Genomic DNA, 21,779 nt, shown 5'->3' on the forward strand with positions numbered 1-21,779 from the left:
TTCTAATGGAACAGATTCAAGAATATATAGCGCAGTATGGATATCTCTCCATTTTTTTCTTTTTGGCGCTAGGTATTTTCGGTTTACCGCTGCCAGATGAATTGCTCGTAACATTTGCTGGTTATTTAGCATCTGCCGGGACATTTCATTTCGTATTTGCAATGATTTTCACGATTTCCGGTGTAATGGTCGGAACATTGTTCACATATATGATCGGAAGGAAGATTGGCAAGCCGCTCGTTCATCGTTTCGGCCGCTATTTATTCCTCTCGCCCCATCGTATGCAAAAGGTGGAGCAATGGTTTATGGCATACGGTTCTTGGGCAGTAACGATTGGTTATTTCTTACCGGGTATGCGCCATTTTGTTTGTTATGTTTCAGGAATGAGCGGGATGAGCGTAAGACGTTATATTTTATTCGCAATTCCAGGTGTGATCGTGTCGACAATGATTTGCATCCTTCTCGGCTATTTCATTCGACTGCCTTTTTTCTAAATCTTTACTGTAAAAAAATAAAGCGTATTCGAGAGTGGGGTCTCGAATACGCTTTTTCCAGCTGGAGTATTAAATTGTAAATCTATCGATAGAGGATCGTAAATCTTCCGCCAATGAAAGCAAGCGGTTCGTGTACTGATCCATCTCTTCAACTGTGACGAGCTGTCGATTGGCTGCATTCGTCACTTCGCCGATATAATCGGATGCATCTCTTGCAGTAGCCGCCATTTCTTCCATCGCCGCACTGACTTCTTCTGAACTTGCTGACATCTCCTCAGAAACGGCACTCATTTCCCCAATATCATTGCTGATTTGTGCAATGGAACGAACGATTTCCTCAAAGCGATCGCCTAGTTGGTTGATCACATCCAATCCTTTTATGACGTTAGCATCCCCTTGTTCAGCAGCTTTCACTGCGTCTCCCGTATGAGATTGTACGCTATCGATCAGACGATTAATTTGTGAAGCAGAATCTGCTGTCTGCTCGGACAGTTTACGTACTTCACTCGCAACGACAGCAAATCCTTTCCCGGCATCTCCAGCTCGTGCAGCTTCAATCGAAGCATTCAATGCAAGTAAATTGGTCTGTTCCGAAATATCCGTTATCATTTTAGATATTTGTCCGATCTCCAATGCTTCGTCTGCCAATTGTCGGATAGCGTTGGTGGATTGGGCAGTTGTCGCTTGTATACTATTCATTTGTTGTACGGAAGTTTGGACCGCTACATGCCCCTCACTCACACGCTCTGTAATATAATCGGAGTTGCCCGCAATATTAGCCGCAATTTCTGCCACATTTTGAATACCTGTAGACATTTCCTCCATCGCTCGTGCGCTATCTTCGGACATTTGCACTTGCATTTCGGAACCGTGATCCACTTGTTCGATCGCAGATGAAATGTCATTTGACATCTTGGTCACTTCCTCGGATTTTCGGTCGAGCAACTGTGAGGAGTCCGCTATATTTTCAGCCCCGTTGCGCACGTTATCGATCATATCTTTCATATTGTCCGTCATCCTCACTAGCGTATGAGACAGTGAGCCAATTTCATCATTTCTCCGTAAGTAACGTGCAGGTATTTCATAAGAAAAACTCCCTTCCGCAATTTGCTCGCCTATGCTTTTCACCACTTGAATTGGTTTACTGATCGATCTGGCCATGAAATAGGCAATTATAATCCCTAAAAGAATAATAACCACTACTACTATAAAGAAATCTTTTTTTAATTGCGTCATACCGCTTAGCATATCTTCCATTGGAGAAGCAATAACCACTTTCCACCCATTTTCCATTGTATCAAATCCAACGTAGCGATCCTTCTCTTTATAATAGTAGTTGATCAAACCTTGATTTAGGGTCAGTATCTCTTTTATTCTGCTCCCTTTATCAGACTGTTTCTTTGACTCTTCTACTAAATTTAAAAAGTTGATTTCATCGTTCACCAATGTTCTATCCGGGTGACCAATGAATTTGCCGTTTTCATCTAAAATATAGGCATACCCATTCTTTCCGAATGTAACTCCTTCTACGATAGAGCTTAAATAATCTCCATCAATACGCCCTAATAAAAGTGCGGGTTCACTGTCCTCTGTTAAAATGGGTGTCGCCATCATGAAAACCGGTTCTTCTGTTACACGACTAATAATTGAGCTGGATAAAGTTGTTTTCCCGTTAAATGCCTCAATCACATATGGACGGTCACTTAAATCCGCTGTCGTCTCATCAAGATAATGCGAAATTCCATCGGCTGTTACGATTGCAAAAGTTAGATAATCTGATTGACTGTCCAATTGTTTTGCCAAATATTCTGATTGTATTTTAAAATCCATACTTCTTACTTCCTGACTTTTTGCAAGTGCTTCAATTTCCAAGTATTTTCTTTTGAAATGTTCATCGATATAATCTGAAGTGTCTTTGGATTTTTCAGTCAATGTAATTTCAGACTGATACAAAAGAGCTTTCGAGCTGTTTTGCGCAGTAAAAAAGCCAAGCAACACACTTCCTCCAACTACTAGTAACACAATTGACAAAATAAGTTTAGAACCAATCGTTCTCATACAGCACCCCTAGATTCTTTTTTCTTTTGTATGCTGATCGCACTAGTTGAATTAGTCTATTTATCCTACTTTCTATTATAGTTTTATTGGAAAGAAAAAACAATAACAAAATTTTTAGTAAACTACTACTATATATTTGACCGTTATCTACGCTAGACATCCAACCACGTTATGATATGAGAAAAAACGCCTAGCATTATGCCAGACGTTTTGTTACCAATTTAGTTGTTCTTCATAATCCTTGATCCATTGTATACAGCTGGCGATACCGTTCATTCATACTGAGCAATTCTTCATGCGTTCCTTGCATGATGATTTCCCCGTCCTCCATGAAAAGGATTGTATCCATTTTCTCCATACCCATCAAATGATGGGTAATCCATACGACTGTCTTGTCTTGCAAAGATTGATGGAGCGTCTCAACCAAAGAATATTCTGTCACCGGATCTAACCCTACAGTCGGTTCATCCAAAATGACGACTGGTGTTTCCTTTAGCAGTATTCTTGCAAGCGCAATTCGCTGGCGTTCACCGCCAGAAAAACGCTGCCCTGTTTCCTCCATCTGAGTTTTCAATCCTGCAGGAAGAGACTGTAAATATTCGTGCAAACCTACTTGTTCAGCTACTCGGTTGACGTCTTCAAGGGCAGCTTGGGAATCACCCAATTTCATATTATTTTCTACAGTCGTAGCGAATAGATACGGTTTTTGATTCAACACACTCATTACGTCATACACGGAATCTCCATACTTACTAACTGGTTGACCATTGACATGGACGTCGCCTTCAGTCGGCTCGAGTGTGCCAAGCAATAATTGGATCAGTGTAGATTTTCCAGCCCCGCTCTTACCTAGCACTGCAACTTTTTCACCAGGTCGAATGAAAAGGTTGATGTTCTTTACTGCATCCGCTGATTGATTTTCATAGCGATAACGAACATTTTGGAGTTCAATTGTAACATCAAGATGTTCATTCGGCATTTCAAGCAGCTGCACATATTCCTGACTCTGTTGATGTATGCGATCGATACGTTGTAAGGATGCATCATAGGCAGGCATGCGCTCAACTGCATGCGAAACTGGAATCAATCCTTCCAAAATTGGCAATGTCACCAAAGTGAAGGCTGCAATATATGTAGGGAGCAAAAATCCATCCGCTGCTTGTTGACCAGCCCACACACCAACTACCAATACAAGAATACCTGAGAAAATCTGAAGTTGTACGGTTCGAGATTGTTGCCAATAAGCAATTTTCTTATCGATTTCGTGACTTGCATGGCTCTCTTTTTGGAAAGCTGATAAGAATTGTTCTTTGCGCCCACTGATAATCCAATCGCGCAGACCGAAGATTCCTTCGGTCATTGTGTTGTACAATTGACTATGCAGCTTTTTAGATTGTTGCTGGTTTTTCTTCATTAAATAAAGAGAAGCCATCGGATAGATGAAGACCACAACTGCAAGACATAGTGCCATAACGAGTGCGAATTTCCAATCATATACCGCCAGCACGATCACCGAAAAGCTATAGAGGAATAAACCGATGACTGTCGGAAATAGCGTTCGAATATAGACGTCTTGCAAATGTTCGATGTCATCCGCAAGTGTACCGAGTAAATCACCGGTCTGAAAGCGTGAGCGAATGAACAATGCTTGCGGCTCCAACACATGGTAAAGACGAACACGCATATCAGCAATAATCTTCAAAACCGCATTGTGGCCAAGCAACCGTTCCACATAGCGAAGAGCAGCACGCGAAATTCCAAACGTCCGAACCGCTACGATTGGAATATAGACAAGCAAAATTGTTTCGGGACGTTCAGATGTCCTCGAAATCAAATAACCTGAAGTGAATGTTAACATCGCCGCAGACAAGATCGTCAATGCGCCTAAAATGATTGTGGACCACAATGTCTTCTTATATTTACGGACATACGGAAAAATATGATGTTGGTAAAGATTCATACTGCATGCCCCTTTCCGCGTGCTTCCAGCAGTCGACAATAGGCTCCGTCCGCGCCGATAAGCTCTTCATGGGAACCCGTCTCTACAACCTTGCCATTTTCCAGCACAATGATCGTATCCATATCTTGCATCCAATGTATTCGATGCGTCGCAAACACAACGAGTTTATCTTCAAGTAAGGGTAATAACATCTGCTTCAATTCATGCTCTGTCTCCACATCCAAATGTGCTGTCGGTTCGTCAAACAATAAAATTTGGCGACGTTGGAGCAAAGAACGCGCGACTGCAATCCGTTGCTCTTCTCCCCCGCTTAATGAACGTCCGCCTGCGCCAATCCGTTCATCGTAACCATTCGGTAAAGTCGTGATCAACTGATCAAGGCCAACTCTTTTCGCGGCTTCCGTCACTTCTTCTAACGATGCATCGGGCTCATAAAAGCGAATATTATTGATTACTGAATCTGGAAATATCGTTGGGTGTTGCGGAATATAGGCGACTTGATCTTGCCATTCCGCAGTCGACAAGTGAGGCAGCTCTTGCCCATCCAGCAAGCAAGCCCCACCGGTCGGCACTGCGAAACCCGATAATACATCGATCAATGTGGATTTTCCTGCGCCTGAATGGCCAATTACCCCCACTTTTCCGTAACCCTGCATTTTCATAGTAAGACCTTTAAATATAGTCTGTTCTTCCATCTTGACCTCTAGATTTTTCAGCTCTAATGAAGATTCAGCATTCCAGCGTCGAATTGTTTTTTCTAAAACAAGCGATTCTGGCTCAGCCTCTTCTAAAATAGCGTGAATTTGCATACTTGCATCTTTACCGTCAGCGGTTGCGTGAAAATCATTTCCAAGCTCCCGTACAGGAGAAAAATATTCAGGCGCTAAAATCAAAATTGCTAAAGATGGTTCAAGCAACATCTGGCCATTGATCAAACGCAATCCGAGCTCCACCGCTACAACAGCCACCGATAGGCTTGCAAAGAAATCCAATGAAAAAGACGATAGAAATGCGTAGCGCAACGAACGATTGGTCGCGATACGATACTTATTACTGACCGTTGCGATAGACTGCTCATGAGCACGGCTGTGGCCTAAATACTTTAACGTGACGATACCGCGCAATGAATCAACAAAATGTCGTGATAGCAATCGATACGTATCCATCTGGTCATCAATCTTTTTCTGAGAGACCATTCCAATCAGAATTAAAAAAATGATCAAGATCGGCAAAACGATAAGCAATGTGATCGCGGACATTTTATCAAGTGTAAAAACATAGACCAAAATCACAAATGGAACAATCGCCATTGAGAGAGAACGCGGTAAGAGCAACTCCAAATACTTACGGAACTTTGGAACCCCCTCTAGCCCAAGTGTCACCAGATGACCCGAACCATACTTTCCGACAGCTTGAGGACCGATCGTAAAAATCTTGCGCAGCAATTGCTGTTCGTAATCCTTCGCTGTTCGATCGGCAAATCTATATGCAATTCGCTCCTTCCCCCATTGAATGAGGTGGCGAATGCTGTTGGCAACGATAAAAATCACAAATGACCGAAGTGCAATACTTCCTTCGGCACCATGGAACAATTGTGTAATGGCTTTCGCCAAGTAAATTGCTTGGAAAACGATGGCAATTGACTGAACTACAGTTAGTAGTCCAATCAACGCCAACACTTGTTTACTTCCTTTATATCGAAGCAAGTATTTATCCATTAGTATTCTAGATGCTCCTTATCACCTGTCAATCGTTTACGGAACACATAATAACTCCAGATTGTATACGCCAAAACGATTGGCACCATAGTAAATGCTACGATCGTCATGATTTTCAGTGAATACTCTCCTGAAGCCGCTTCTGCGATCGACATATTAAATGCCGGATCCATTGTACTGATCATGACGTTCGGGAACAAAGCAATGAAGAAGCTAGCCATGACAATCACTAAGATTAATCCTGTCATGGTGAAACTTAGGCCTTCCCGCTTTGTTTTCAGGAAGAAAAATAATAAACCATACAATACTAGGGCCACGCTGTACAACGGGACTAGAATCGTTCCCCGATCTGAAAATGCACCAGTATCTATATAGGTGAAAACCATGAACAGTACGACAACCACCCCTGTAAGCCCATACACCTTAAGAGCTGCGGAATTGGCTCGCTCCCGCAAGCTGCCTACTGTTTTCAAACCGATGAATAAAAGCCCGTGCAAGTACGACAACATAACAAAAGTGACACCGCCGATTACTGTATAGACATTAATGAAGTCAGTGAATCCTGCATACATATTCATTTCACTGTCAATCGGTAATCCTTGTATCAAACTCGTGAAAAATACACCGAATAGGAAAGGCGGCAGCAAACTTCCAAAGAAAATCGCCCAATCCCAAGTTTTGACCCAAGCTTCCGAGTCACCTTTTCCACGGAACTCAAATGCTACTCCCCTGACGATCAGCGCCAGCAATAGAACAACGAAAGGCAGATAGTATCCACTGAAGACTGTTGCATACCAATGAGGAAATGCCGCAAACATGGCGCCTCCAGCGGTGATCAGCCATACTTCATTGGCATCCCAGACAGGGCCGATCGTATTGATGATGATCCGTTTATCGGTATCATCTTTCGCCAAAAACTTCGTACTCATCCCGACACCGAAGTCAAAGCCTTCCAAGAATATGAACCCAATAAACAGGACAGCTATCAATATGAACCAAATATCACTTAACGGCATGTCCGGCACCTCCTGTATCAAACGGATCTGTTGCGGAAACATCCGCTTCTGGTCTCTCTTCCGGTCCTCGCTGGATAAACTTTACGAACAACACAACCATGATAATACCTAGGATTGTATAGATTGTAGAGAATGATATGAGCGAAAATAGAATCTGTCCGGCCGAAACGTTCGGTGAAATGCCATCTGCTGTTTTCATCAAGCCATTCACTACCCACGGCTGACGACCCATTTCCGACATAATCCATCCGAACGAGTTACCAATAAACGGCAGGAATATCCCCGCGATCAGTAAACGCAAGAACCAAACCGACTCGGCAATCTTTTTTCGATACATGAGAAACAGTCCTACTGTACCTAGTCCGAGGAGCACGCCGCCCATCACGACCATGATACGAAAACTCCAGAATGTCGTTTTTACAGGAGGAATATAACTGCCTTCTCCGTGCTTTTCAATCATTTTCGCTTCCAGTGCATTCATACCTTCGACTTTTCCTTTGAATTCACTGTACGTCAAGTAGCTCAACATGTATGGAATATCAATGCGGCTAGTCGTTTCACGATTTTCCACATCAATATTCGCAAACAATGTCCACGCAGCAGGGTCTCCACTATCTTCCCATAATCCTTCTGCAGCTGCCATTTTCATTGGCTGTGCATGCATTAGGTATTGTGCTTGAGAGTGTCCGGAGAATGCAATTCCCACGCCAGACAACATGCCGATGACCAATGAAATGGTCAGTGACTTTTTAAAGAAGTCCACTTTACGTTTCTTAATCAAATACCATGCGCTGACCCCTGCTACGAAAAATGCACCGGTTGCGAAACTGCCGAAAACCGTATGTGGAAATGCAACCCATAACTTCTCATTCAACAGAACGGCCATAATATCATTCATTTCCGCCCGCCCATTTTGCAATACATAGCCTGTTGGGTTTTGCATGAACGAGTTGGCCGCCAATATCCAAAACGCAGACATAACTGTGCCGATTGAAACAAGCCAAATACACGCTAAATGTAATTTTTTCGGTAACTTATTCCATCCGAAAATCCAAATTCCGATAAAGGTGGATTCCAGGAAAAATGCCAATAATGCTTCAACTGCCAGTGGGGCGCCAAATATATCCCCTACAAATCTAGAATAAGCAGACCAGTTCATGCCAAATTGAAATTCTTGAATGATCCCGGTCACCACTCCGATGGCGAAATTAATGAGAAAGAACACACTCCAAAATTTGGTCATTTTTAAATAGATTTCGTCTTTTTTCACCACATACATCGTTTGCATGATCGCAATAACCAATGCCAAGCCAATAGACAGTGGTACGAAAATAAAATGGAATAGTGTGGTGGATGCAAATTGTATTCTTGCTAATAGAACTTCCTCCATTTTCCATGATCTCCTTTCGATCTTTGTTTCTATTACCTACAATAACGTAGTTCGAAAAAGAGTTCGTGAACAATCTGCGTAGTTCCTGTTACAAAGCTGCAAACTTATGTCCGAATTGTACAGAAGTTATGGCGGCTTTGTAACAACAAGTTCAGACCTTGCGAATTCCTTAAAACGGCTACCTTTATCAGGAAATCAAGGCAAAAAAGTCATATGAATTCGAGTATTGCGTGGCTCTGGTTTTTGTATAACGAAAGAATGTTGTTCTTTGAGACAATTACTTAAGGGAAGGTAATTTGGATGTGCGGCTGGAGTGATTCTTTCGGTGGTGGTTTAGAACGGTATGTTTTTTGGTTCAGACTGGAGGCATTTTAGTGCGATTCAACAAAACTCTGTTCCTTTCTCCAGCTTCCATTGCTCAATAACAAAAGAAAAGGCTGTCACTGAAAGACAATTGCAACTTTCAGTGACAGCCTTATGGGATAATATTTCTCTATAGATTACAACTCGTCCAACACTTCCATCACTTTCTCGTAATCCGGATGGCCTTTATGCAGATATATAATGAAGTGATCTTTTCGTTTGGCTGCTAGGCGTTCATGTTTTGTTTCAGTTGTCACCTCTAAATAGCCCGTTTTGTCGACTTCTGATAAACGTTCATCTGAAGGTGATAATTTGTAAAGATTAAGGGGCATCAAGGCTTCTTTATTCACTATAAGTGTCATGCCGCTTACTGCTCCGAATAGTTCCACATCTGCTTCCATCGGTTCGCTCACTTCAAAACCTGCTGTCTCTAATTTCTTATGTACCTGCTCAAAAAAAGCTTCATCTGTTAATGCTGGGATTACCACATTTTCCTCCTGCGGCTTATTCACTTCGGGTTTTTCTTCTGATTCATTCTTTTCATCATTGCATGCACTAAGCAATAAGCTGGTAAGTACGGTAAGCAAAACGAACAATCTACTCGTTGATTTCATCGATTAACATCCTTTCTTTCAAACTATTTCTTTTGTTATTATACCTCATTGCAACTTTTTTCGTTAGCCGATACCTTTTTCTAGACAAACAGCAAGCTAAAAATTAAGATATAATATATATCATTTAATAACTTATATCTAACAGTAATAGTTATCAGATGATAATTATTATAAATAACTCTTTTCTTTTAATAAATGCTCTGCTATAATGGTAATTGTAGATAACAAAAGAACTGATTGGGAGGAATTTTATATGTCAATTAACGAGAACGATTCTCAAAGAAGAAAGCTTACTACAGCAGCTGGTGCTCCTGTAGTTGATAACCAAAACTCTATGTCTGCAGGTTCAAGAGGTCCGCTTTTGCTGCAGGACGTTTGGTTATTGGAAAAGTTAGCACATTTTGACCGCGAAGTTATTCCTGAGCGACGCATGCACGCGAAAGGTTCAGGAGCTTACGGTACATTTACTGTCACGCATGATATTACGCAATATACGAAAGCTAAGCTGTTTTCAGAGATTGGTAAACAGACTGAGATGTTCGCACGTTTTTCAACTGTTGCTGGTGAACGCGGAGCAGCGGATGCGGAGAGAGATATTCGAGGATTTGCATTAAAATTCTATACGGAGGAAGGTAACTGGGATTTAGTCGGCAATAATACACCGGTATTCTTTTTCCGTGACCCATTGCAATTCCCAGATTTGAACCACGCCGTTAAACGAGACCCGCGGACGAATCTAAGAAGCCCGAAAAACAACTGGGATTTCTGGACTTCCCTGCCTGAAGCGCTTCACCAAATCACTATCATCATGAGCGACCGTGGTATACCAAGATCGTATCGTGAAATGCATGGTTTCGGCAGCCACACATACAGCATGATTAATGCGAACAATGAACGTCATTGGGTGAAGTTTCATTTCCGTTCTCAACAAGGGATTGCAAACTTAACTGATGAAGAGTCTGCTGCAACAATTGCTACTGACCGTGAGAGTGCTCAGCGTGACTTACTGTCCAATATCGATAATGGAAACTTCCCGAAATGGAAAATGTATATCCAGGTCATGACGGAAGAGCAAGCGATGGAAATGCCATACAACCCTTTCGATTTGACAAAAGTTTGGTATAAAAAGGACTTCCCTTTAATTGAAGTTGGAGAATTTGAGCTAAACCGTAACCCAGATAACTATTTTGCGGAAGTGGAACAAGCCGCGTTCACACCAGCTGCAATCGTCCCAGGCATCGGTTTCTCTCCTGACAAAATGTTGCAAGGCCGCCTATTCTCTTATGGTGACGCGCAGCGCTACCGTCTAGGCGTCAATCATCATCAAATTCCAGTCAACGCACCAAAATGTCCATTCCATAGTTTCCATCGCGACGGCGCAATGCGTGTTGACGGGAACCACGGTGCTACAATGCATTATGAACCAAACAGCTACGGCGAGTGGCAAGAACAACCTGATTTCAAAGAACCACCACTTAAAATTCATGGCGATGCAGATCATTGGAATTTCCGTGAGGATGACGATGACTACTTCACACAGCCAGGAAAATTATTCAATCTATTAAGCAGTGAAGAACAAGAACGCTTATTCAACAATACTGCTCGTAATATGGGAGATGCTCCTAAAGAAATCAAAATCAAGCATATCCGCCACTGTTATTTAGCAGATCCGAGATATGGTGAAGGTGTCGCAAAAGCATTGGACATTCCAATGGCAGATGTAGACATTGAAAATACTACAACACTCGTCTAAGAATAAAACATATAAAAGCGCTTGGAGTTCATTCTCCAAGCGCTTTTGTCTGAACATTATTTTTCTCCTACGCCATTCAAAATATTAGCGATGATTAATCCTGTAATAATGGCGACCACACTCATGACAAATGGCGTGCCACTTTCAGGGATTCCCGGGAAAATAACAAAAATGGAACCAATAATGAGACCTAGGATGACCGCAAACATTCCGGTATGGAAATGAGTCAACAACATGCGAATAAGTTTACTGCTCACCACAAATCCAACAGCGATTCCGACACCTGTAACTAAAATAATCGGAATATTAAAGTCTGAAATTGCTGTAATAACAGTCGTGTAGACGCCAAGCAGCAATAGCACAAAAGATCCGCTCACACCTGGCAACAACATGGCCATACTTCCTGCCCATCCGGAAAAAAATAATATAACCGCTGTCTTTCCTGTCAGATGTGTGATGAGACTAGGATCCGCCGGCTTAATAAATATGGTAGAGGCAAGTCCTGCTGCCACAACTAACATTAATATTATATGGTGAAACTTAAAACTTTTTCTCAATCCTGCCTGCTTGGAAACAAACGGAATTACGCCTACGATCAACCCTAAGAAGAAATATTGAGTAGGTTCATGATAATGCTTCAATAAATAAGAAATTACTTTACTGAATAAGATAATGGTCGCACCCATCCCAATGCCAAGTGGAAGCAAGAATCCAATATGCTTTTTCCACTCTCTGCTGAAAAATCCGCTTATCGAGATAAGCAATCGATCATATATTCCTAATATGAAAGCAATTGTTCCACCACTCACACCTGGGATCAAATCACTGATTCCCATTAAAAACCCTCGATATAAATTTTTCCACTCCATGCGTATTGTTCCTCCAATAAAATTCATTCCATACAGTATATCACGCAGTCAACTGTTAATAACATGACACCATTTTTCTTTAATGCTCATTTGGACTGATATTCTTACTGTATGTCCATCCTCTACTAAATAGGACTAGTACAAAACAAAAGTTGTTCCATTGTTAGAAGTAAAACAATGAAACAACTTTAAATTAGTAATTTTCTAATTCAGAAACGGTTACAAATGAATAACCTTGAGATTGCAAGTAAGCCATAACGGATTCCAAACCATCTGCTGTTGCTTTATGGATGTCATGCATCAAAATAATGCTCCCATCACGCGTATGAGCTTTCACTATTGCTAATAGTTTTTGAGGATTGTGATGTTTCCAGTCCAAGGTGTCAACATCCCACATTACTACAGGTAAATTTGTAATAGCTCGCACACGATCATCGACTGCGCCATATGGTGGTCTGAAAACAGTTGCGGGTTGTCCGATTACTTCTTGAATGATATCCGTAGTCCCCTGTACTTCGTCATAGAGCTTTTTATCCGGTACTTTTGTTAACGAAGGATGGTTCCATGAATGGTTGCCTAGTTCGTGACCAGCTTCGGCAACCTGCTGTGCAATTTCCGGATAATATTCAACGCGGCTTCCTAACATGAAAAACGTCGCTTTTGCATCGTATTTCTTCAGTGTCTCAAGAATTCTTACAGTGGATTTCGGATCAGGACCGTCGTCAAATGTGAGTGCGACTTTTTTGCCCTCAGACTTTTCAGCGACCTCCACTTGATACTCTTCAGCTAAAAATGGATTTAACTTTTCTAAGGGGACTTCCACAATTGCCGGGCCTGCTGACTCTTCCGTAACAACGCCTGCATCATAATAAAAAATGATTTTGTCGTCAGTCAAAGAAAAATTACGATAATTTTTCCATAAAGGTTCCGTCGGCGTCCAGACATTTTCCGCTAGGAGTATGTCTTTGAATTCAGGATTTTGATAAATATGATCACGAACTACTTTAGCAATCCGTTTTAGTTTTTCAACGTCTCCACCAACCAAGTCCGTCATCTTAATTCCTTTACCTGTTTCTGGCTGGATATGGAATGTACGAATCTCTGTCTGGCTATCACTTTCACTCGTTGAAATTGTTGTCAGCATAACGAATGAGTAGTTCCCTGACTTATGCTGTACTGTTTCAAATGAAATATTCAATTCTTTTGGTGTTGTACTGTTTTTATCCGAATCAGATTTCAAATAACGTGTTTTCCATTGATCTATGTACTCCAATATCTCGTCATTAAAATCTGTAAACTCGGTTTGAGGGTACTGGATTGCAAACGGATTATTTGGATCATTGGTAGTTTCAGTGACAATTTTTACGCCTGGAAAATTTGAGTCGCTTGAGTCGACCAATATTTCCGGCTTCGTCTCTTTTTTTGATTTATTTGGAGATGCATTTGTCGACCGGTCAGATGTGTTAAATATTAACAGTAATGCAATGGCTGTCATTGCCATGATTGCACTTGAAAACGCAACATCGATCCATAGCGAACGGCGTTTTCTCTTTTTGAACTTCATAGAAAGACTCCTTTTTTCGATATTTCTTAATCTTTGAAACTACCTAAAATTGCTTTATTCAGTTTGATCGGACAAATCTCTTCTGTATGCAGTCAGCTATGGTAGATTTATAGCGAAAACTAAAAAAGTATGTCTATTTATTAGTATACAATAAATTTATAACTAAACAAGAATTTGATAGAATCTCTCAATATTTTTTCATTAAGTAGATTGGGCAATCCCCTGAAGATATACTTTTCCTGAAATCGGATTTATGGTATAATATCCAAGGCCCGAATCTTGCAAATCCGGGTGTAAGGGGAACTTACCATCTCCTTTGATACACACCGATCTCGGCTGTTATCTATTGCAAAGAGAAAACAGAAGGCGGTAATTAAAATGGAAAAGAATGAATATCGAGTATTGTTGTTTTACAAGTACGTCCACGTGGAAAATCCTGAGGAATTCGCTGCTGAACACCTGGCATTCTGTAAGGAAACTGGACTAAAGGGACGAATCCTAGTTGGTGAAGAAGGTATTAACGGAACATGTTCAGGGACAATTGAACAAACTGACGCGTACATGGAACATATGAAAGCTGATCCGCGTTTCGCTGATATTTGGTTCAAAATCGATGAAACAGACGGTCACGCATTCAAAAAAATGCACGTACGACACCGACCCGAAATTGTTAATCTCAGCTTACCTGAAGATGTCAATCCTTTAGAGTTAACTGGTGAGTATTTGGAGCCTGAACAATTTCTAGAGCAGATGCAAGACGAAAACACAGTTGTTCTGGATGCCCGTAACGATTACGAGTATGACTTAGGCCATTTTCGCGGAGCAATCCGTCCAGATATCGAAAACTTCCGTGATCTACCTGAGTGGGTTCTAGAAAATAAAGAGCAACTAGAAGGTAAGAAAATATTGGCTTATTGTACAGGCGGTATCCGATGCGAGAAATTTACTGGCTGGTTGAAACGAGAGGGCTTTGAGGACGTAGCGCATTTACATGGCGGTATTGTTTCGTATGGTAAGGATCCTGTTGCAAAAGGACAGCTTTGGGATGGTCAGTGTTATGTATTTGATGAGCGTATCGCAGTTCCGATCAATCAAGTGGAGCATGTAGTCGTTGGCCGTGATCATTTTGACGGCACACCATGCGAACGCTATGTGAATTGTGCGAACCCGGAGTGTAATGCGAAAATCTTATGTTCTGAAGAGAATGAACATGTCTATATGCGTAGCTGTTCAGATGAATGTCGTGTACATCCACGCAATCGTTATTTCGTGGAACACGATTTAACGGTTGAGGAGTTTAACGATCGCTTAGCTAAAATTGAAGCGTTACGTTTAGAAGAGACAGTTTCATGATTGATTGAATAGACAACAGCCAACTTCCTAAAGTGGAGTTGGCTGTTTTTCTATTGACAGCGACTTTTTTATTAACGGCTTCTCGGCTCTTCACCAAAACACCTGCTTAACTAGGAGCCATATTGGTTCATCACCGCGAAGTGTAGTCGACAGATAAGACGATGAAATGAAAACAAATGGCAAATCCGTTATTGTGAAAGTTGTCGAAACAAACACGAGGTTCTGCCACTTGCTACATCAGTTTATCAAAAAAATCATTGATTTGTCACACTATGAATGATTAGAAGGAACCACAAAAGAAAATGGGCATTGGACAACTACGTTAGCCTCAGTGCCTATATATCATTCCTGCCCTGTTTGCCTCGAAAAAGGAAACTAGCTCGTCAACTACATGTTATGTGAAGAATGAATTGAAGTCTTTAAAGATACCTAATATCTTTAATAAAACAAAAAAATAATCGATTAATCCCTTCTCTGTGCAACGAGCATGTATAGAGATTCCGATGGAAAATATTTCTCTGTTACCTGGAATCCTGCTTCCTTCATTTCTCGCTCCATTCCTTCCAAGGTAATTCTTGGTCCTTTATCGGAACTTCCTTTTGGTTCAAGTTCTAGACAGATTAGATGGCCTTCTTTTTTCAGTACATTTCTCATTTGCTGTAACAATGGTCCCAGCGGCTGAATTTCATGCAATATCAGAGAAGCAATAATCATATCGATAGTGCCTTCAGGTGAAGGTAGTTCCTCCATACTTCCTTGCACCGGGACAATATTCGAAAGCTGTTCCTTCAAGGATTTCTCTTTTATTATTGCCAGCATTGCAGCATCGATATCTAGTGCGTATACTTTTCCCGTGGTCCTCTTCGCCACCGGGATGGAAAAATAACCGGTTCCGGCGCCAAAGTCCAAGATGCTGTCCGTTTCTTTTAAAGGTATCATGTTCAGCAACTGTTCCGGGGAAAATTCCTTTCTTCGTTCTGGGCTTTCCAAGTATGATACTTTTTCTTTGCTATTCTTACCATGCGGGTGATGCATATATATTCTCCTTTTAAGCGGCTGTTTATCCTGGTTAAATTTTTCTTCTGTCAGTGCTGTAATCACAGATATGGCAGCCATACTACCTTCTGCCGCTCCAATAATTAATTGGGAGGGACCGGAAATTCGCGTATCTCCACAAGCAAACACCCCTTCCGTATTCGTGCGTTGCCAGCTGTCGGTTTCAATTCCACCATGCTCGTTTAATGTATATTTAAGTGTAGAATCAAAAGAAGCAGCCTGTTTCCATTCCGCAGATATAAACCCTCCTTCACGGAGCACTTTTGTACCATCTTCAAGTTGAATTTTTTTCAGCATCCGGTTTTCGCCAATGAAAGTGGCGATCTTCTTTTCATTAATACTGATTCCGTAGCGTTTGAGTAATTCTTGTTCTTCCAGCGATAGTATTTTATTGCCATTGGTAAAAATAATTAAATCGTTCGTCCAGTTGGACACCAGTTTCGCCATATGAAAAGCTTTTTGATCATTTGCAATCACTGCTAGCGGACGATCTCTTAATTCCCAGCCATCACAGAAAGGACAGCTGAACAGGCTTTTGCCATAGAACTCTTCCACCCTTGGGATATCTGGAAGGACTTCTTTAAAACCGGTTGCGAGAATGATCTTTTTCGCGCTGTATACTTCCCCATTTTCTGTCTCCACCTGGAAAAAAGTGTTTTCTTTATTTATACGATACACCCGTTGCTTTTCAATCCTCACGTCTGGATATCTGCTTAATTCTTCCTGGGCAACTCTTTTGAATTCCTGCGGATGTATACCGTCCCTTGTGATAAACCCGTGGGACTCGGAGGTTACCGCATTTCTTGGTTTATTGTCATCGAACAGAATCGTTTTACGTCTTGATCTTCCAAGAACTAATGCAGCATTCAGCCCAGCCGGTCCTCCGCCAATCACAGCGCAGTCTAATATCATTTTGTCCACTCCTTTAAATAAATTAACTTTTTCGTTATTCCTGTTTGGATTCTGCCTCTTTAGCAATATCAATCAAAAGCTTTGATTTCAATTCACTTTTCATATTTTCTTCTGCCTGCCACATGACTTTCTCAATCAGGCAGCCTTCATGATGAATGGAGCAGTCGAATAAGCTATTATCTCCTTCAGTCGCATTAATAACATCTAAAAAGGATATTTCATGTTTTGTTCTGGAGATTTTATAGCCTCCCTTCGCTCCTGGTGTCGACTCGACCAAACCAGCTTTCGTAAGTTTGGTTAATATCTTAGAAAGGTACGTCGGGGAAAGATGTTGCATTTCAGCTAATTCCTGCACTCCCACCAGGTTCTCCCTAGGCTGCAGCATTAAGTGGACCATTGTGTGCAGGGCGTAGTTTGTGGCGTTTGAATACCTCATACATATCCTCCTTATCCTAAAAGGGATATTAGAGACTCCTAATATCCCTAATATGGATTAGCTTATCACTATACGTAAAGGAAGTCAATTTGGAGATTTATAAATCTTTTTTTCAGATATTCGGCAAATTAGGCATGCGACTGTACATACTAATGATCAATTAAAACAGCGGCATTTTCCCAAAATAGAATATCTCGAAAAAAGTCAAAGATTAAATGCCCTAATTTTAACGTAGTTCAGTTTTCGATTACATTATCTGAGTTACCCCTCCAATTCGCAGTTAATATAACTGCGAATTGGCTGCTTCTTTTTATTAATATGGTTGTTATTAAAGCTAGCTTATGAAGAAATATACCTAAACTATATGGTGCTTTTAAATATATATTTTTATTTGCATTTTTGAGTGTAAATTCTAGTTTTGCGATAGGCAACGGAATCCATTATTAACATAAACACTTCCTTTTTTCTTATTCACAATCTTATCCAGACCTTATACTCTTCATAAATCGCTTAAACATTCTTTTCTTTAATTATGGTTATAACCGAACTGAATTGTTTGTAGCTTTCCCTCCATTTTAATCTTTGAAATTCAACCTACCTTTGTTTTTTCATAAGAAAGGCATATTGGATTTCCGCTAATAGGGCATTTCGCGAAAAATGGGTGAATATCAAAAATTTCATTTAAGTAGTGGGCAGTCATGACTTCTGAGACTTTTCCTTCTGTTACAACTTTTCCATCTCGCATAGCAATCAAAAACTGCGAAAACCTTGAGGCATGATTTACATCATGAAGGACCATCACAATCGTTTTATTTTCTTCGCTATTTAATTCTTTTAATAGCTCCAATACATCTAACTGATGCGCCATATCTAAATATGTGGTTGGTTCGTCTAAGATTAAGATATCTGTATCTTGTGCTAACGCCATCGCAATCCACACTCTTTGCCTTTGACCGCCAGACAATGCTTCAATCGGACGATCAGCAAGCTGCTCTAAATTAGTGCTTTTTAATGCCCATTCCACCATCTTTTTATCTTCTGACGTAGTCTTTGCAAAATAGTTTTGGTGCGGAAATCTCCCATATGTAATTAACTCCTGAACTGTCAAACCTCCTGGCGCTGCAGCTGTTTGTGGCAAAACCGCCAACTTCTTCGCTATTTCTTTGGAAGACGTTTCGTGTACCGATTTCCCATCGATATAAACCGCTCCTTGCTGTACTTTTAAAATCCGGGCAATCGTCTTAAGCAAGGTAGATTTCCCACAGCCATTTGGTCCAATAATTGTAGTGATTTCTCCACTGGGTATGTTGACACTAAGATCGCTGATGATTAATTGCTCGCCATACCCTACTCGAATGTGGTCGATCCCTATCATTTTTATCACCTCTATGTTATTTATAAAAAAAGCGCATTGCTTCGCTGAATATCGCGGGAACTATGGACATATGGTTTTCTCCAACTGGAGAGGTAAAAGAAACAAAATCAGGATGATGAGCTTTTAATCTCTGATAAAGCATTAGGCTATTTTCGAACATATCCCCTTTTTCTACCTTTTCCGCTGCAATGTACAATTTTTTATTTGGAAAAAGACAGGTTTTTCGTTCATGAATTAAAATTTCTCGATCATTCCACCAGATAGACGGACTGCAACATAAATAATTTCTAAACAGTTCAGGTCGTTCAAATAGCACATATAAAACAAACAACCCGCCTAATGAATGGCCGAATAAAATTTGGTTATTTAAATCAACAGGTACCTGCTTGGTAACAAATGGTTGAATCTCTTCTTCCAATAAATCTAAAAATTCTTTTGCTCCGCCATGTGCCGGCCATGAAGTACCATCTGGTTTATCAGGCAATGAACTAGCGGGATAAGAAGGAGTAAAATCGTATACACGCAAGGCGGGAAATACTTCGTCTAGCTCATATCCAATGCTCACGATAATCATTGGAGAAATATAGGTTTTTTCAGCCCTCCGCCACTGCAGCTTCAATATTTCTTCGCACATAGTTCCATAAGCATTGCCATCTAGAATATACAATACCGGAAAGCCTGTTGCAGGCACTTCTTCATTTGGAACCGACACAGTTATTTTATAAAAATGTCCCGCTAAAGGGTGCCGAAATATCTTTTGAATATTTCCTTGCATCCCCATCACCTCCTTATCAATTCACTACATCGATCTCGTTGAACGCATCAATAAATATACAAAGTATGGAACTCCGATTATGGAAATGACAATACCTACAGGCAACTCTGCAGGCGAGAAAATCGTTCGCCCTATCCAATCCCCAATTACTACTAACAGAACTCCGACCACCCCACTGATCGGCATGACATATTGATAATGGATGCCTACCAAGCGTCTTGATATATGAGGTGCAATCAAGCCAACAAAGCTAATACTCCCTGAAACGATGACACTGGAACTGATTAAACCTACTGCCCCCAAAAGAAAAAGGAGCCGAACTCTATTTGCCCGTAATCCAAGACCAACCATTGATACTTCATCTAATTGCAGCAAATTCAATGTACGCGAATTCCATATGAGAAAAGGTACCACGATGAGCAACCATGGGATGATTGAATAGATCTGTTCCCATGATGCGCTGTAAATACTTCCTGACAGCCAGACCGTAGCCATTTCAAAATCTTGTGGGTTCATCTTTAATGAAACGAAAAGTGTAAGCGCACCAAATCCAGCATTTATGGCAATTCCTACCAATATCAATCTTTTTGGATCGAGCTCTCCATGGTTTCTAGAGAACATAAAGAGGAATATAGCAGCGAGAACCCCGCCCAGCCAACCAAATAACGACATACTGAAGATAGACTGCCCGCTCATGCCGACGACATTACTTTGTACAATAAACATATAGCAAACTACTGAAAAACCGACAGCAGCTTGTATCCCTAAAATACCGGGATCCGCTAATTGATTTTTTGTAAGACCTTGCAAGACAGCACCGACTATACCTAAAGCGCAACCTACAAAGGCAGCAATAATAATACGCGGGATGCGAAATTCATAAATCACAAGTTGATCATCCAGATTTTCATTTAGTCCAAACAGAGTGCGGATGATCTCAAAATGAGTCAATTGAATAATTCCAGTTGCCAAGCTCATGTACATGACCAGTAGCACTAACACTAAACCAAGAAAGAAAACAGTGGTAAAACGTCTTGATGCCGCGCGTCTACGCATGTTGTTTCCCTCCCTTTATTCGTATTAGATAAAGGAAGAAAGGAACACCGACTAAAGCAGTCATCACACCTACAGGGGTTTCGAAAGGCGGGTTGATCAATCTGCTGGCAATATCTGCCCAAGCTAAGAAAAATGCGCCTAAAACTCCAGCGAAAAAAATAATTCGCTTATAATCTTCGCCGACTAAAAATCGAGCGATATGCGGAATGATTAAACCGATGAATGTAATTTTCCCAACCATCGCTACGGAGATTCCAGTTAAGAGCGCAACACTCAATATGGTCAGAAGTTTAATTTTAAGAAGGTCGATTCCCAATCCTTGTGCGACTTCATCTCCTAAGGAAATAGCCGTGATGGATTTACTGACAATCCATGCGATGATGAGTCCAATGAGTGCAAACGGTATTGACCATTTAATAATAATTGGATCGATTTCATGCAGGCGAGAATTGTACCAATAACTAATATTTTGTGAGACTTGAAAATATGTAGCGAGCGCTTGCGACACTCCGTTTAGGAACATGCCAAGAATTGTACCGATAATCGCTAAGGAAATCGGTGATAACCCATTTGGAATCAAATTAGCGACACCGAATACAAATAGAAGCCCTAGAATAGATCCGACAAATGAATAGAGGATCAATGTTAACGGCGTGGCATTCGGCATAAATATCATACTTAACGTAATCACGAAGATAGACCCATCTGAAACGCCCATAATGCTAGGAGATGCAAGAAAGTTCCTTGTCATCCCCTGCATTAACGCTCCCGAGATAGCAATAAATAACCCTACAAGAAGTGCACCCACCACTCTTGGAATTCGAGAATTTCGTATGATCAGATGATCCATGTTTGAAAAATCTGCATGAGACATAGCTCTCCAAACAGTTGATACGTCATAAGTTGTCGCCCCATACATAACAGAACAAATCATTGTAACGATTAAGGCTGGCGGTATGACGATCAGTAATAGGGTAGGTTTATTTCGTATCTTCGACATACAAATAGCTCCTATTT

General features: G+C 40.9%; 17 protein-coding genes. 3 read left to right on the plus strand and 14 right to left on the minus strand.

What is annotated here, in order from left to right; genetic code table 11:
* Positions 1 to 5: 5 nt before the first annotated feature.
* Positions 6 to 494, plus strand: coding sequence for a DedA family protein (locus MKX97_RS10205; protein ID WP_078816850.1), 489 nt, complete (start codon positions 6 to 8; stop codon positions 492 to 494).
* Between the two features lie 69 nt (positions 495 to 563).
* Here the strand turns inward: MKX97_RS10205 and MKX97_RS10210 are convergent, their stop codons facing one another.
* The 6 genes from MKX97_RS10210 to MKX97_RS10235 form a co-directional block, all read right to left on the minus strand.
* A complete protein-coding gene (locus tag MKX97_RS10210) occupies positions 564 to 2,552 on the minus strand; it encodes a methyl-accepting chemotaxis protein (protein ID WP_342535906.1) in 1,989 nt (662 codons plus the stop codon).
* Between the two features lie 232 nt (positions 2,553 to 2,784).
* Positions 2,785 to 4,512, minus strand: a complete 1,728-nt coding sequence (cydC, locus tag MKX97_RS10215; RefSeq protein ID WP_342535907.1) for a thiol reductant ABC exporter subunit CydC — start codon at positions 4,510 to 4,512, stop codon at positions 2,785 to 2,787.
* A complete protein-coding gene (gene cydD, locus MKX97_RS10220) occupies positions 4,509 to 6,230 on the minus strand; it encodes a thiol reductant ABC exporter subunit CydD (protein ID WP_342535908.1) in 1,722 nt (573 codons plus the stop codon). The genes cydC and cydD overlap by 4 nt, the downstream gene beginning before the upstream one ends.
* Entirely contained in the window at positions 6,230 to 7,246 is a 1,017-nt protein-coding gene (gene cydB, locus MKX97_RS10225) for a cytochrome d ubiquinol oxidase subunit II (protein WP_009497613.1), read from the minus strand. The genes cydD and cydB overlap by 1 nt, the downstream gene beginning before the upstream one ends.
* Complete coding sequence (locus MKX97_RS10230) at positions 7,233 to 8,636, minus strand: cytochrome ubiquinol oxidase subunit I (RefSeq protein WP_078816854.1); 1,404 nt, start codon at positions 8,634 to 8,636, stop codon at positions 7,233 to 7,235. The genes cydB and MKX97_RS10230 overlap by 14 nt, the downstream gene beginning before the upstream one ends.
* Positions 8,637 to 9,136: 500 nt before the next feature.
* The gene (locus MKX97_RS10235; protein WP_078816855.1) at positions 9,137 to 9,613 is read right to left on the minus strand and encodes a hypothetical protein; all 477 of its coding nucleotides are present in this window, start codon (positions 9,611 to 9,613) and stop codon (positions 9,137 to 9,139) included.
* A 253-nt stretch (positions 9,614 to 9,866) separates the two neighbouring features.
* On the opposite strand from MKX97_RS10235, the gene MKX97_RS10240 reads away from it, so the two are divergent.
* Positions 9,867 to 11,366, plus strand: a complete 1,500-nt coding sequence (locus MKX97_RS10240) for a catalase (protein WP_171805924.1) — start codon at positions 9,867 to 9,869, stop codon at positions 11,364 to 11,366.
* A 56-nt stretch (positions 11,367 to 11,422) separates the two neighbouring features.
* Here the strand turns inward: MKX97_RS10240 and MKX97_RS10245 are convergent, their stop codons facing one another.
* Positions 11,423 to 12,235 carry a DUF368 domain-containing protein gene (locus MKX97_RS10245; protein WP_040759238.1) on the minus strand — a complete coding sequence of 271 codons (813 nt, stop codon included), beginning with the start codon at positions 12,233 to 12,235 and terminating at the stop codon, positions 11,423 to 11,425.
* 193 nt (positions 12,236 to 12,428) lie between these two features.
* Entirely contained in the window at positions 12,429 to 13,799 is a 1,371-nt protein-coding gene (locus MKX97_RS10250; protein WP_009497619.1) for a polysaccharide deacetylase family protein, read from the minus strand.
* Between the two features lie 378 nt (positions 13,800 to 14,177).
* On the opposite strand from MKX97_RS10250, the gene MKX97_RS10255 reads away from it, so the two are divergent.
* Entirely contained in the window at positions 14,178 to 15,152 is a 975-nt protein-coding gene (locus tag MKX97_RS10255) for a rhodanese-related sulfurtransferase (protein ID WP_040759240.1), read from the plus strand.
* A gap of 462 nt (positions 15,153 to 15,614) precedes the next feature.
* Here the strand turns inward: MKX97_RS10255 and MKX97_RS10260 are convergent, their stop codons facing one another.
* The 6 genes from MKX97_RS10260 to MKX97_RS10285 all read right to left on the minus strand — a co-directional run bounded on the left by MKX97_RS10260 (position 15,615) and on the right by MKX97_RS10285 (position 21,762).
* Positions 15,615 to 17,120 carry a bifunctional NAD(P)/FAD-dependent oxidoreductase/class I SAM-dependent methyltransferase gene (locus MKX97_RS10260; protein WP_078816856.1) on the minus strand — a complete coding sequence of 502 codons (1,506 nt, stop codon included), beginning with the start codon at positions 17,118 to 17,120 and terminating at the stop codon, positions 15,615 to 15,617.
* 34 nt (positions 17,121 to 17,154) lie between these two features.
* Complete coding sequence (locus tag MKX97_RS10265) at positions 17,155 to 17,556, minus strand: Rrf2 family transcriptional regulator (protein WP_040759242.1); 402 nt, start codon at positions 17,554 to 17,556, stop codon at positions 17,155 to 17,157.
* Between the two features lie 589 nt (positions 17,557 to 18,145).
* A complete protein-coding gene (locus tag MKX97_RS10270) occupies positions 18,146 to 18,937 on the minus strand; it encodes an ABC transporter ATP-binding protein (protein WP_139365942.1) in 792 nt (263 codons plus the stop codon).
* Positions 18,938 to 18,947: 10 nt separating this feature from the next.
* On the minus strand, positions 18,948 to 19,706 hold the full coding sequence (locus tag MKX97_RS10275; protein ID WP_050804680.1) for an alpha/beta hydrolase-fold protein: 759 nt from the start codon (positions 19,704 to 19,706) through the stop codon (positions 18,948 to 18,950).
* Between the two features lie 24 nt (positions 19,707 to 19,730).
* Entirely contained in the window at positions 19,731 to 20,762 is a 1,032-nt protein-coding gene (locus tag MKX97_RS10280) for an iron ABC transporter permease (RefSeq protein WP_078816858.1), read from the minus strand.
* On the minus strand, positions 20,755 to 21,762 hold the full coding sequence (locus tag MKX97_RS10285; RefSeq protein WP_342535909.1) for an iron ABC transporter permease: 1,008 nt from the start codon (positions 21,760 to 21,762) through the stop codon (positions 20,755 to 20,757). Before MKX97_RS10285 ends, MKX97_RS10280 begins: the two co-directional genes overlap by 8 nt.
* Positions 21,763 to 21,779: the final 17 nt, after the last annotated feature.

The sequence above is a fragment of the Sporosarcina sp. FSL K6-3508 genome (genome assembly GCF_038615825.1).
In the GTDB taxonomy this organism is placed as follows: Bacteria; Bacillota; Bacilli; order Bacillales_A; family Planococcaceae; genus Sporosarcina; species Sporosarcina newyorkensis.

Coding starts and splice junctions, on each gene's coding strand:
- MKX97_RS10245 (WP_040759238.1), bottom strand. CDS start 12,235: ATGGAGTGGAAAAATTTATATCGAGGGTTTTTAATGGGAATCAGTGAT.
- MKX97_RS10265 (WP_040759242.1), bottom strand. CDS start 17,556: ATGAGGTATTCAAACGCCACAAACTACGCCCTGCACACAATGGTCCAC.
- MKX97_RS10235 (WP_078816855.1), bottom strand. CDS start 9,613: ATGAAATCAACGAGTAGATTGTTCGTTTTGCTTACCGTACTTACCAGC.
- MKX97_RS10275 (WP_050804680.1), bottom strand. CDS start 19,706: ATGCAAGGAAATATTCAAAAGATATTTCGGCACCCTTTAGCGGGACAT.
- MKX97_RS10240 (WP_171805924.1), top strand. CDS start 9,867: ATGTCAATTAACGAGAACGATTCTCAAAGAAGAAAGCTTACTACAGCA.
- cydC (WP_342535907.1), bottom strand. CDS start 4,512: ATGAATCTTTACCAACATCATATTTTTCCGTATGTCCGTAAATATAAG.
- MKX97_RS10230 (WP_078816854.1), bottom strand. CDS start 8,636: ATGGAGGAAGTTCTATTAGCAAGAATACAATTTGCATCCACCACACTA.
- MKX97_RS10260 (WP_078816856.1), bottom strand. CDS start 17,120: ATGATATTAGACTGCGCTGTGATTGGCGGAGGACCGGCTGGGCTGAAT.
- MKX97_RS10210 (WP_342535906.1), bottom strand. CDS start 2,552: ATGAGAACGATTGGTTCTAAACTTATTTTGTCAATTGTGTTACTAGTA.
- cydD (WP_342535908.1), bottom strand. CDS start 6,230: ATGGATAAATACTTGCTTCGATATAAAGGAAGTAAACAAGTGTTGGCG.
- MKX97_RS10250 (WP_009497619.1), bottom strand. CDS start 13,799: ATGAAGTTCAAAAAGAGAAAACGCCGTTCGCTATGGATCGATGTTGCG.
- MKX97_RS10205 (WP_078816850.1), top strand. CDS start 6: ATGGAACAGATTCAAGAATATATAGCGCAGTATGGATATCTCTCCATT.
- MKX97_RS10285 (WP_342535909.1), bottom strand. CDS start 21,762: ATGTCGAAGATACGAAATAAACCTACCCTATTACTGATCGTCATACCG.
- MKX97_RS10255 (WP_040759240.1), top strand. CDS start 14,178: ATGGAAAAGAATGAATATCGAGTATTGTTGTTTTACAAGTACGTCCAC.
- cydB (WP_009497613.1), bottom strand. CDS start 7,246: ATGCCGTTAAGTGATATTTGGTTCATATTGATAGCTGTCCTGTTTATT.
- MKX97_RS10280 (WP_078816858.1), bottom strand. CDS start 20,762: ATGCGTAGACGCGCGGCATCAAGACGTTTTACCACTGTTTTCTTTCTT.